At 59.1% G+C, this 12,809-nt stretch carries 11 protein-coding genes; all 11 read left to right on the top strand.

Features of this window, described 5'->3' with window-relative positions:
• Positions 1–351: 351 nt before the first annotated feature.
• The 11 genes from ACI5GA_RS05945 (at position 352) to ACI5GA_RS05995 (ending at position 12,756) form a co-directional block, all read left to right on the top strand.
• The gene (locus tag ACI5GA_RS05945) at positions 352–2,577 is read left to right on the top strand and encodes an NADP-dependent isocitrate dehydrogenase (RefSeq protein WP_404631019.1); all 2,226 of its coding nucleotides are present in this window, start codon (positions 352–354) and stop codon (positions 2,575–2,577) included.
• Between the two features lie 186 nt (positions 2,578–2,763).
• On the top strand, positions 2,764–3,204 hold the full coding sequence (locus ACI5GA_RS05950) for an NUDIX hydrolase (RefSeq protein WP_421422171.1): 441 nt from the start codon (positions 2,764–2,766) through the stop codon (positions 3,202–3,204).
• Between the two features lie 70 nt (positions 3,205–3,274).
• On the top strand, positions 3,275–4,405 hold the full coding sequence (gene mnmA, locus ACI5GA_RS05955; RefSeq protein WP_404631023.1) for a tRNA 2-thiouridine(34) synthase MnmA: 1,131 nt from the start codon (positions 3,275–3,277) through the stop codon (positions 4,403–4,405).
• On the top strand, positions 4,405–5,025 hold the full coding sequence (hflD, locus tag ACI5GA_RS05960) for a high frequency lysogenization protein HflD (protein ID WP_421422173.1): 621 nt from the start codon (positions 4,405–4,407) through the stop codon (positions 5,023–5,025). Before mnmA ends, hflD begins: the two co-directional genes overlap by 1 nt.
• Before the next feature lie 131 nt (positions 5,026–5,156).
• The gene (gene purB, locus ACI5GA_RS05965) at positions 5,157–6,527 is read left to right on the top strand and encodes an adenylosuccinate lyase (protein WP_421422175.1); all 1,371 of its coding nucleotides are present in this window, start codon (positions 5,157–5,159) and stop codon (positions 6,525–6,527) included.
• 84 nt (positions 6,528–6,611) lie between these two features.
• Positions 6,612–7,778 (top strand): JmjC domain-containing protein, encoded by a 1,167-nt coding sequence (locus ACI5GA_RS05970; protein WP_404631029.1) that lies wholly within the window; start codon positions 6,612–6,614, stop codon positions 7,776–7,778.
• Positions 7,771–8,196: a GNAT family N-acetyltransferase gene (locus tag ACI5GA_RS05975; protein WP_421422178.1), complete on the top strand. Its 426-nt coding sequence runs from the start codon at positions 7,771–7,773 to the stop codon at positions 8,194–8,196. Before ACI5GA_RS05970 ends, ACI5GA_RS05975 begins: the two co-directional genes overlap by 8 nt.
• 173 nt (positions 8,197–8,369) lie before the next feature.
• A complete protein-coding gene (locus ACI5GA_RS05980) occupies positions 8,370–9,158 on the top strand; it encodes a secretin N-terminal domain-containing protein (RefSeq protein ID WP_404631033.1) in 789 nt (262 codons plus the stop codon).
• Positions 9,159–9,847: 689 nt separating this feature from the next.
• Complete coding sequence (gene aceA, locus ACI5GA_RS05985) at positions 9,848–11,173, top strand: isocitrate lyase (RefSeq protein WP_404631035.1); 1,326 nt, start codon at positions 9,848–9,850, stop codon at positions 11,171–11,173.
• A gap of 484 nt (positions 11,174–11,657) precedes the next feature.
• Positions 11,658–12,071, top strand: coding sequence for an NADH-quinone oxidoreductase subunit A (locus ACI5GA_RS05990; protein WP_108239282.1), 414 nt, complete (start codon positions 11,658–11,660; stop codon positions 12,069–12,071).
• 10 nt (positions 12,072–12,081) lie between these two features.
• Positions 12,082–12,756, top strand: a complete 675-nt coding sequence (locus ACI5GA_RS05995; protein ID WP_404631037.1) for a NuoB/complex I 20 kDa subunit family protein — start codon at positions 12,082–12,084, stop codon at positions 12,754–12,756.
• Positions 12,757–12,809: the final 53 nt, after the last annotated feature.

Below are 12,809 nucleotides of genomic sequence, written 5' to 3' on the forward strand. Positions count from 1 at the left end.
GACGCGGGCTTCAAGGTTTTGCGGATTTTCTGGCGTAGCGACCTGGAGGCTGAATCGATCAACGCGAGTGTCAAGCGTTCACACTACTATCGTATTAATGGCCGGGACCGGTGGTATACTCGCCGCCGGTGACCATAGGGTCATTGGGGGCCAAGCCATCTGAAACGAGACTTTCAGCCCTCGACAGGCTGAACTCTTACCGGGGTTCAACCGCTTGACGCTCGACTGATGCACCCCATATCACGCGACGAAATTCTCGACTTTCGGCTCATTGATATCTGGGCGAAAGTGCCTACCCTGCGCATCTCGAAATTTTGTGTACGCTCAGCAAAGAAGAGAGTATTCCGAAAAATGTCCAACCGCTCGAAGATCATCTACACCTTCACCGACGAAGCTCCTGCCCTCGCCACCTACTCACTGCTTCCCATCATCGAAGCGTTCACCGCCTCCGCCGACATCACCGTCGAAACCCGTGACATCTCTCTTGCAGCTCGTATCCTGGCCGGCTTCCCCGAGCGCCTGGGCGACAAGAAGGTTTCCGACGATCTGGCCGAGCTGGGCGAACTGGCGACCACCCCAGAAGCCAACATCATCAAGCTGCCGAACATCAGCGCCTCGGTACCGCAACTGAAAGCAGCCATCAAGGAACTGCAGGCCAAGGGCTACGACGTTCCGGACTACCCGGATGAAGTCGTCACCGAAGCCGACAAGGTTGCCCGTGCCGCCTACGACAAGGTCAAGGGCAGCGCCGTGAACCCGGTTCTGCGTGAAGGTAACTCCGATCGTCGCGCTCCACTCTCGGTCAAGAACTACGCGCGCAAGCACCCGCACAAAATGGGCGCCTGGGCAGCCGACTCCAAGTCCCACGTGGCACACATGGACAGCGGCGACTTCTACGGCAGCGAGAAATCGGCACTGATCGCTGCGGCGGGCGCCGTGAAGATCGAGCTGATCGGCAAAGACGGCAGCACCACCGTACTGAAAGACAAGACTTCGGTCCTGGCCGGTGAAGTCATCGACTGCGCGGTCATGAGCAAGAAAGCCCTGCGCGCCTTCGTGGCCAAAGAGATCGAAGACGCCAAGAAACTGGGCGTGCTGTTCTCCGTCCACCTGAAAGCCACCATGATGAAGGTCTCCGACCCGATCATGTTCGGCGAGATCGTTGCCGAGTACTACCAGGACGCGCTGAAGAAACACGCTGAAGTCCTGAAAGAAATCGGCTTCAACCTGAACAACGGCATCGGCGACCTGTACGCCCGCATCAAAGACCTGCCAGCCGACCAGCAAGCGCAGATCGAAGCGGACGTCAAAGCCGTTTACGCGACCCGCCCTCCTCTGGCGATGGTCAACTCCGACAAGGGCATCACCAACCTGCACGTGCCGAGCGACGTCATCGTCGACGCCTCGATGCCTGCGATGATTCGTGATTCCGGCAAGATGTGGAACAACGATGGCGTGCTGCAAGACGCCAAGGCGTTGATCCCGGACCGTTGCTACGCCACCATCTATCAGGCGGTCATCGAAGACTGCAAGAAACACGGCGCCTTCGACCCGACCACTATGGGCAGCGTACCGAACGTTGGCCTGATGGCGCAGAAAGCCGAAGAGTACGGTTCGCACAACAAGACCTTCCAGATCGAAACCGACGGCGTCGTTCGCGTCACCGACGACAAGGGTCAGGTCCTGATGGAGCAGAACGTTGAAGTCGGCGATATCTGGCGCATGTGCCAGACCAAAGACGCGCCGATCCAGGACTGGGTCAAACTGGCCGTCAACCGTTCGCGCCTGAGCAACACCCCGGCCATCTTCTGGCTGGACCCGAAACGCGCCCACGACGCGGTGATGATCAAGAAGGTCGAGCAGTACCTGAAAGATCACGACACCACCGGCCTGGACATCACCATCAAGTCGCCAGTCGAAGCGATGAAGGTTTCCCTGGAGCGCATTCGCGCTGGCAAGGACACCATCTCGGTCACCGGCAACGTACTGCGTGACTACCTGACCGACCTGTTCCCGATCATGGAACTGGGCACCAGCGCGAAGATGCTGTCGATCGTTCCACTGATGAACGGCGGTGGTCTGTTCGAAACCGGCGCTGGCGGTTCGGCACCGAAGCACGTTCAACAGCTCAACGAAGAAAACTTCCTGCGCTGGGACTCGCTGGGTGAATTCCTGGCACTGGCCGCCTCCCTGGAACACCTGGGCAACGTCTACAACAACCCGAAAGCGCTGGTCCTGGCGACTGCCCTGGACAAGGCCACCGGCCAGTTCCTGGACAACAACAAGTCGCCATCGCGCAAAGTGGGCGGCATCGACAACCGCGGCAGCCACTTCTATCTGGCCACTTACTGGGCACAAGCCCTGGCAGCCCAGACCGAAGACGCAGCCCTGGCAGCCAAGTTCGCCCCACTGGCCAAAGCGCTGGCCGATAACGAAGCGACCATCGTCGCCGAGCTGAACGGCGTGCAAGGCAAGCCTCTGGACATCGGCGGTTACTACTTCGCCACGCCAGAGCTGGCCAGCAAAGCCATGCGCCCGAGCAAGACCCTGAACGACGCGATCAATTCGCTGAAGTAAGGCTTGCCGGATCGGCGTTAGCGCGCTGAACGCAACAGAAGAGCCCCGGCCATGTGCCGGGGTTTTCTTTATCAGTCGCTCGACTTCCCCTAGAGCAGTCCGGCTTGCCGGCGGCGGCGTATTCAAGATCGCTACCGCAGGCAAGCCGTGCTCCTACAGAGGGTCGTGCGGACAGGAGATCCACTCATGACCTGGCAACCCCACATCACTGTCGCCACCATCGTCGAAGACAACGGCCGCTTTCTCTTCGTCGAAGAATCGAAAAACAACAAACTCGTACTCAACCAGCCCGCCGGCCATCTGGAAGCCAACGAAACCCTGCGCGAAGCGGCCGTTCGCGAAACACTGGAAGAAACTGGCTGGGACGTTGAACTGACCGGTGTAGTCGGCATTTACCTGTACACCGCGCCCAGCAATGGCGTGACGTACCAGCGCGTCTGCTTCGCCGCCAAAACCGTCCGACATCACCCTGACCGCCCACTGGACACCGGCATTGTCGGCGCGCCATGGTTCACGCGTGAGGAAGTGGCCAGCCAACCCGAACGCTGGCGCAGCCATCTGGTACTGGAGTGCGTGGACGACTACCTCGCAGGCCAGCTCCACAGCCTCGATGTAATACGCAACTGAATAGCTTTTAGCCTTGGCGCCGACTCCCTGATAGAATCGCGTCCTTTTCCAGACTACCCATCGAAACCCTATGTCTGATTCAGCCTTTTCCAATCCAGAAAAGAAACGCGTCATCGTCGGCATGTCCGGCGGCGTGGATTCTTCGGTCTCCGCCCTTCTGCTCATGGAGCAGGGGTATCAGGTGGAAGGCCTGTTCATGAAGAACTGGGAAGAAGACGACGGAACGGAATACTGCACCGCCATGGACGACCTCGCGGACGCCCAGGCCGTGTGCGACCGCATTGGTATCAAGCTGCACACGGTGAATTTCGCCGCCGAATACTGGGACAACGTCTTCGAGCACTTCCTTGAAGAGTACAAGGCTGGCCGCACGCCGAACCCGGACATCCTGTGCAACCGAGAGATCAAGTTCAAGGCCTTCCTCGATTACGCCTTCATGCTCGGCGCCGACCTGATCGCCACCGGTCATTACGTGCGTCGTCGCGACATCGATGGCCGCACCGAACTGCTCAAAGGCTTGGACCCGAACAAGGACCAGAGCTACTTCCTGCACGCGGTGGCAGGCGAGCAGATCGCCAAGACCCTGTTCCCGGTCGGCGAGCTGGAAAAGCCGGAAGTGCGCGCCATTGCCGAGAAGTACGAGCTGGCGACCGCCAAGAAGAAAGACTCCACCGGAATCTGCTTCATTGGCGAACGTCGCTTCACCGACTTCCTCAAACAGTACCTGCCCGCACAGCCGGGTGAGATCAAGACCACTGAAGGCGAGACCATCGGCCGCCACGCGGGCCTGATGTACCACACCATCGGCCAGCGTCAGGGCCTGGGGATCGGCGGTCTGAAAGATGCCGGCGATGAACCGTGGTACGTGCTGGAGAAGGATCTGATCAACAACCACTTGATCGTCGGCCAGGGCAATGATCATCCGTGGCTGTTCTCCCGCGCCCTGCTCGCCTCGGATATCTATTGGGTCAACCCGATCGATCTGAGCACTCCGCGCAAACTGACCGCCAAGGTCCGCTACCGCCAAAGTGATCAGAGCTGCACGCTGGAACGCACCGCCACCGGCTACCGCGCCACCTTCGATGAACCGCAACGCGCCGTGACACCCGGCCAGTCCGTGGTGTTCTACGATGGCGAAGTCTGCCTGGGCGGTGGCGTGATCGAAATCGCCGAACCCTGGCACAGCAAGGACCCTCGTTGATGAGTCCGATTCAAGAGCAATTGACCGCCTTGGGCGGTGTGTTTCAGGCCGCCGTGCTGGTAGACCGGATCGCCAAGACCGGCCAGGCCAGCGAAGCGGCTGTCGGCTGCCTGCTGGGCGGTCTGCTGGTGATGGACCCCAAGGACACGCTGGACGTGTTTGGGGGTGATGACCTGAATCTGCGCGAGGGCTATCGCGCCCTCGCCAGCGCTCTTGAACGCGACCCCGGCACCCTGCAACGCGAACCCTTGCGCTACGCCCTGGCGATGCTGGGTCTGGAGCGCCAACTGTCCAAGCGTGACGACATGCTCGACACCATTGGCAAGCGCCTGCCGCAAATCAAGTCTCAGGTCGAGCACTTCGGCATCGTTCACGAAAACGTGATCGCCGCGAGCGGTGCGCTGTATCAGGACACCCTCAGCACGTTGCGCCAGCGAATTCAGGTTCACGGCGACATGCGTAACCTGCAACAACCCAACAACGCCTCGAAAATTCGCGCCCTGCTGCTGGCCGGTATTCGCTGCGCGCGACTTTGGCGACAAGTGGGCGGTCACCGCTGGCAACTGGTCATCAGCCGTCGCAAGTTATTGAAAGAATTGTATCCGTTGATGCACGGCTGACTGCCAGCGCTGCGCAAACGACCTTCGTTATACCCATTGCGCGATTCACAACGGCGATCCAGCCTCGGCGGCGCCGTTTTTTCATGTATGATACGCGCCCTTCTCAAAGCCCGACTGTCCGAGAGCACCCCATGCAGCTTTCTTCGCTCACTGCGGTTTCCCCAGTAGACGGCCGCTACGCCGGTAAAACCCAGGCCCTGCGCCCGATTTTCAGCGAATACGGCCTGATCCGTTTCCGCGCCCTCGTCGAGGTTCGCTGGCTTCAGCGCCTGGCGGCTCACCCGCAAATCTCCGAAGTCCCGGCGTTCTCCGCCGAAGCCAACGCGATCCTGAACGCACTGGCCGATGACTTCGCGCTGGAACACGCCGAGCGCGTGAAAGAAATCGAACGCACCACCAACCACGACGTCAAGGCGATCGAATACCTGCTCAAAGAGCAGGCGGCCAAATTGCCGGAACTGGCCAAGGTCAGCGAATTCATCCATTTCGCCTGCACCAGCGAGGACATCAACAACCTGTCCCACGCCCTGATGCTGCGCGAAGGCCGCGACACCGTGCTGCTGCCACTGATGCGCCAGATCGCCGAATCGATCCGCGAGCTGGCGATCCGTTTCGCCGCCGTGCCGATGCTGTCCCGCACCCACGGCCAGCCTGCATCGCCAACCACCCTGGGCAAAGAACTGGCCAACGTCGTTTACCGACTGGAGCGTCAGATCGCTCAAGTGGCCGCCGTTCCGCTGCTGGGCAAGATCAACGGCGCCGTCGGCAACTACAACGCACACCTGTCGGCCTACCCGGACATCGACTGGGAAGCCAACGCCCGCGCCTTGATCGAAGACGAACTGGGCCTGACGTTCAACCCGTACACCACGCAGATCGAACCGCACGACTACATCGCCGAGCTGTTCGACGCGATCGCACGCTTCAACACCATCCTGATCGACTTCGACCGCGATATCTGGGGCTACATCTCCCTGGGCTATTTCAAGCAGAAGACCGTCGCGGGCGAAATCGGCTCCTCGACCATGCCGCACAAGGTCAACCCGATCGACTTCGAAAACTCCGAAGGCAACCTGGGCATCGCCAACGCACTGTTCCAGCACCTGGCGAGCAAACTGCCAATCTCCCGCTGGCAGCGCGACCTGACCGACTCCACCGTATTGCGCAACCTCGGCGTGGGCTTCGCTCACAGCGTGATTGCCTACGAAGCCAGCCTCAAAGGCATCGGCAAACTGGAGCTGAACGAGCAACGCATCGCGGCTGATCTGGACGCTTGCTGGGAAGTCCTGGCCGAGCCGATCCAGACCGTCATGCGCCGTTATGACATCGAGAACCCGTACGAGAAGCTCAAGGAGCTGACGCGCGGCAAAGGCATCAGCCCGGAAGCGCTGCTGACCTTCATCGATGGTCTGGACATGCCTGTCGAAGCCAAGACCGAGCTGAAGAAACTCACCCCGGCCAACTACATCGGCAACGCTGCGGCACAAGCCCGGCGCATCTGATCTGACGGCACCCGCTCTGAACGCCCGGCCGAGCCGGGCGTTTTTATTGCGGCCTGAAAAATACCTTTTTTCAATAGGTTACACATGAATCCTGATATTCCTCTTCAGTTGCTTGGCGGCATCACCGCGCGCGAATTTCTGCGTGACTACTGGCAGAAAAAGCCCTTGCTCATTCGCCAGGCCATTCCGGAATTCGAAAGCCCGATCGATCCGGACGAACTGGCAGGCCTGGCGCTGGAAGAAGAAGTCGAATCGCGCCTGATCCTCGAAAACGGCGTACGCCCATGGGAAATGCGTCGCGGCCCCTTCGAGGAAGATGAATTCAGCAAACTGCCGGAAACCGAATGGACCCTGCTTGTACAGGCGGTCGACCAGTTCGTCCCGGAAGTCGCCGAGCTGCTGGAGCAATTTCGCTTTCTGCCAAGCTGGCGCATTGACGACGTGATGATCAGCTACGCCGCACCTGGCGGCAGCGTCGGTCCGCACTTCGACAACTACGACGTGTTCCTGCTGCAAGGTCACGGCAAACGCCACTGGAAAATCGGCCAGATGTGCGACAGCGACAGCCCGCTGATCGAGCACGCCGACCTGCGCATTCTCGCGGATTTCCAGGGCAGCGACGAATGGACGCTGGAGCCGGGCGACATGCTTTATCTGCCGCCACGCCTGGCCCACTGGGGCGTTGCCGTCGATGACTGCCTGACCTACTCGGTCGGATTCCGCGCCCCGAGCGCAGCCGAAGTGCTGACCCACTTCACCGATTTCCTCAGCCAGTTCATCTCGGACGAAGAGCGTTACACCGACGCCGACGCGCAGCCGGTGAGCGATCCGCATCAGATCCAGCGCGACGCCCTTGATCGCCTCAAGGCGCTGTTGGCTGAGCACATGGGTGACGAGCGCTTGCTGCTGACCTGGTTCGGCCAGTTCATGACCGAGCCGCGCTACCCGGAAATGGTCACCGGCCCCGAGTTGGATGAAGCCGAATTGCTCGACAGTATGGAACAAGGCGCCATTCTGATTCGCAACCCGAGCGCACGCCTGGCCTGGTCGGAAGTCGATGAAGACCTGCTGCTGTTCGCCAGCGGCCAGAGCCGCCTGCTGCCCGGTCGTCTGCGCGAGCTGTTGAAACTGATCTGTGCGGCCGATGCACTGCATATGGACAATCTGGGCAAATGGCTGGCCGATGACGATGGCCGCAGCCTGCTCTGCGAACTGGTGAAACAAGGAAGTCTGGGGTTTGCTGATGAATAAGATCCACGTACGGGTAGCCGACTGGCAGAAAGACAACGCCGACATCCGGCGCATTCGCGAAGCCGTGTTCATTACTGAACAATCGGTGCCGCCCGAACTGGAGTGGGACGCCGAAGATGCAGGCGCACTGCACTTCCTGGCACTGGAAGGCGATTATCCAATCGGCACGGCGCGCCTGTTGCCGGACGGCGAAATCGGCCGACTGTCGGTGCTCAAGGACTGGCGCGGGTTGAAGGTTGGCGATGCACTGCTCAAAGCCGTCATTACCGAAGCGGAAAATCGCGACCTGAAGGAGCAGAAGCTCAGCGCGCAGGTGCATGCGACAGCGTTCTATGAGCGCTCGGGCTTCACTGTGGTCAGTGAAGAGTTCCTCGAAGCCGGCCTGCCCCACGTCGACATGGTCCGCAGCTCGCGCTGAGACCACCGAGTGACCGAACGCCCCGTTGCTGACCCTTCAGTTGACTATGCTGAACGGAAACTCGGGGCGTTCTGCTGTCTGCGATTCAATTTGCGCGTGCCCAGGCCGACAAAATGGCCTGACATGCTGGCAAACTGAGCCCCTTGATACGCCCCTTCGCGGAGATCACACCGATGTCGTTACGCACCCTGCTTGCTTCTGCGCTGTTGGCTTGCAGCTTCACGGCCGTTGCCGCCACCGAAGTCATCCCCCTGAATTACCGAACCAGCGACGATTTGATGCCTACTGTCAAAGCCTTTCTGGGCAGCGAAGGCAATGTCAACGCGTATGGCAACAAACTCATCGTCAACGCAGAACCCGGCAAGATCAGCGAACTCAAAGGCCTGCTTTCACAACTGGATGTCGCGGCGAAACGCCTGCTGATTACGGTCGACACCAGCGACAATGCCATTCAGAGCGACCAAGGCTATTCGGTCAACGGCACCGTTCGTTCGCAAAACGGGCGCATCAGCGCCGATGGCAAGACCCGGATCATCAATTACGGTACCGCCAGTCGCGACGGCGGCACGCAGCAAGTGCAGGCCAATGAGGGCACTCCGGCGCTGATTCAGGTGGGCCAAAGCATTCCGATCACCAATGTGCAGACCGATTCCTACGGCTATGCGCAGACCAACACTCAGTACCGCAACGTGACCCGGGGTTTTTACGTCACGGCCAATATCACAGGCGACATCGTTCATCTGAGCATCAGCACCAACAACGACCGCATGAGCCAGCAACAGGCCGATGCGATCAAGGTGCAGAGCACGGATACCCAAGTGAGCGGGCGATTGGGTGAGTGGATCACCCTGGCGGGCGTCAGCGATCAGTCCCATGCCGATGAACAAGGCGTCACCCGACGCTATTCCACACAAGGGCGTGATGACATGACCTTGCGGGTGAAGGTCGATAGTCTGGACTGAACCCAACCCTAACGACAACCTGACAACCGCACTCAGCCTCGTAGGAGCGCACGAGCCCCGCGAGGCCGCGATCGGCCCGGTGTCGCGCCCGACCGAAGCGGCAGCAAATCCTGAATCCCCGATACTTCTGACCCATCACCATCACCCGATCTACGACTGCTGCGCAGCCGATCGCGGCCTCGCACGGCTCGTGCGCTCCTACACGGATTGCGCTCACTCCTGATGATTATGTAGTGCCAAAAAATCCACTACATACCCACTCCTACCCCGTGACCACCCAGTATTACTGCGGACTCCCCCGTTCCAGCACCCTTAGGCCCGAAACTGACTGATGAGTCGTATTAGACAAAAGATGTAGTGCCATAAAATAATCACTACAAAGTGTTTGACGGCGCAAAAATGCCGAGGCATGATGGCCTCGCACTCACTGATCAGGGGCAACACAGAAAGCCTCTGGATCGAGCTTGATATCTACAAGATCAAGTCAATTAACGTCTTTTCGCCCAAAAGGCAGCGTCGTCGCTTCACCACCGTGAAGGCGAAAACAATCCAGACCCGCAACCTCATGCTTCCCGATTCAGTGAGCACCCCTAAGTGCGCCTTGAAGAAACCTTAAAGGCGCTGGCAGAACCCAGAGCTTCGCCACAAGACCGGCAAGACCCACAAAACCAAGCGACGAGGTTTACCCCATGGCACTGACACGCGAACAACAAATTGCAGCCATCGAGAAAGACTGGGCCGAGAATCCACGCTGGAAAGGCGTGACCCGCACCTACTCCGCTGCTGACGTCGTCCGCCTGCGTGGCTCGATTCAGCCAGAGCACACATTCGCCAAACTGGGCGCTGAAAAACTGTGGAATCTCGTGACTCAAGGCGCCAGGCCGTCCTTTCGTCCCGACAAGGATTTCGTCAACTGCATGGGCGCCCTGACCGGCGGCCAGGCCGTGCAGCAAGTCAAGGCGGGCATTCAGGCGATCTACCTGTCCGGCTGGCAAGTGGCTGCGGACAACAACTCTGCCGAGTCGATGTACCCCGATCAGTCGCTGTACCCGGTGGACTCGGTTCCGACCGTGGTCAAGCGCATCAACAACTCGTTCCGCCGCGCGGACCAGATCCAGTGGAAAGCAGGCAAGAACCCGGGTGACGACGGCTACATCGATTACTTCGCGCCGATCGTTGCCGACGCCGAAGCCGGCTTCGGTGGAGTACTGAACGCCTACGAACTGATGAAAAGCATGATCGAGGCAGGCGCTGCCGGTGTGCACTTCGAAGACCAACTGGCCTCAGTGAAGAAATGCGGCCACATGGGCGGCAAGGTACTGGTTCCGACCCAGGAAGCCGTACAGAAGCTGATCGCCGCGCGCCTGGCAGCGGACGTCGCCGGTGTGCCGACCATCATCCTGGCCCGCACTGACGCCAACGCCGCTGACCTGCTGACTTCGGATTGCGACCCGTACGACAAACCGTTCGTGACCGGCACTCGCACCCCTGAAGGATTCTATAAAGTGCGTGCCGGTCTGGATCAGGCCATCGCTCGCGGCCTGGCGTATGCGCCGTACGCGGACCTGATCTGGTGCGAAACCGCCAAGCCCGATCTGGACGAGGCCCGCCGCTTCGCTGAAGCGATCAAGAAGGAGTACCCGGACCAACTGCTGTCCTACAATTGCTCGCCTTCCTTCAACTGGAAGAAGAACCTGGACGACGCCACCATCGCCAAATTCCAGCGCGAGCTATCGGCCATGGGCTACAAGCATCAGTTCATCACGCTGGCGGGCATCCACAACATGTGGCACAGCATGTTCAACCTGGCGCATGACTACGCCCGCAACGACATGACCGCCTACGTGAAGCTGCAAGAGCAGGAGTTCGCTGACGCCGCCAAGGGCTACACCTTCGTTGCGCACCAGCAGGAAGTGGGCACTGGCTACTTCGATGACATGACCACCGTCATCCAGGGTGGCCAGTCCTCGGTCACCGCGCTGACCGGCTCGACCGAAGAAGAACAGTTTCACTGAGTGACACCGCAACGACAGAGGCCGCCCAATGGGCGGCCTCTGTCGTCTGGAGCATTTTAATGACCTACCTAAGTAGTAGGTCATTAGTCGATAGCCACGGCAAATCGGCCTACGAAAGTTAATTAAATGCGACGCGGTGAAATCCTTCATTTGACGAACGCATTAATGTCAACTTCGCTATTTCCACAAAAGCACACCCAAAGACACCTCAAATGATATTAATTATCATTTCCCCTTATCAACTTTCATTACCCTTTACAGGAAACATAATTAACAAAATCGGCGCTAATCCCCGTGCCATGCGGGCTAGGTAACCGAAACCGTGACCTGGCTCATTAATCCCGTGAATAAATTTGATGTAGAAAATTTACTTGCTCTGTTTTTGCACATAAAATCCCGGAATTGATCGCACTGCGACATATCGTCACTGCCTCTTTCTCTTTTCAAGCTCAGAGACCGTTGCTCTCTGTTAAGGATTGCCAGCATGTCCGAATCGACAGGTTTGATTGCCCACAACTGGGGCTTCGCCATTTTCCTTTTGGGCGTCATCGGCCTCTGTGCCTTCATGCTTGGCCTCTCCAGCCTGCTCGGTTCCAAAGCCTGGGGCCGCAGCAAGAACGAACCGTTCGAATCCGGCATGCTGCCTACAGGCGGCGCCCGCCTGCGGCTCTCCGCGAAATTCTATCTGGTCGCGATGCTGTTCGTGATTTTCGATATTGAAGCCCTCTTTCTGTACGCCTGGTCTGTGTCCGTCCGCGAAAGCGGCTGGACCGGCTTCGCCGAAGCTCTCGTTTTCATAGCAATTCTGTTGGCAGGTCTTGTCTACCTATGGCGGGTAGGGGCGCTCGATTGGGCTCCCGTTGGTCGTCGTAATCGGCAGGCGAAGCTAAAACAATGAGGCTTTGGCAATGCAATACAATCTCACCAGAATCGATCCGGATGCGCCTAACGAGCAGTACCCCATCGGCGAGCGGGAAACCGTCGCCGATCCGTTAGAGGATCAGGTCCACAAAAACATCTTCATGGGCAAGCTCTCGGACGTCCTGAGCAATGCGGTCAACTGGGGGCGTAAAAACTCCCTTTGGCCGTATAACTTCGGTCTGTCCTGCTGCTACGTGGAAATGACCACCGCCTTCACGGCGCCCCACGACATCGCGCGCTTCGGCGCCGAAGTGATCCGGGCATCACCGCGCCAGGCGGATTTCATGGTCGTTGCCGGTACCTGCTTCGTGAAGATGGCTCCGATCATCCAGCGCCTCTACGAGCAAATGCTTGAGCCTAAATGGGTCATTTCCATGGGTTCGTGCGCCAACTCCGGTGGCATGTACGACATCTACTCTGTGGTACAGGGCGTGGACAAGTTCCTGCCTGTGGATGTTTACGTGCCCGGCTGCCCGCCCCGTCCAGAGGCATTTCTGCAAGGCCTGATGCTGTTGCAGGAATCCATTGGCCAGGAGCGTCGCCCCCTTTCCTGGGTCGTCGGTGACCAAGGCGTGTATCGCGCCGAAATGCCGTCGCAAAAGGAACAGCGCCGCGAACAGCGTATTCAGGTCACCAACCTGCGCAGCCCCGACGAAGTCTGATCCAGTTTTCTTTTACAAAAAGAAGCCTGAACCTGGGTTCATTCTGTACGTTG

The organism is Pseudomonas sp. Pseu.R1 (assembly GCF_045764065.1).
Classification (GTDB): domain Bacteria; phylum Pseudomonadota; class Gammaproteobacteria; order Pseudomonadales; family Pseudomonadaceae; genus Aquipseudomonas.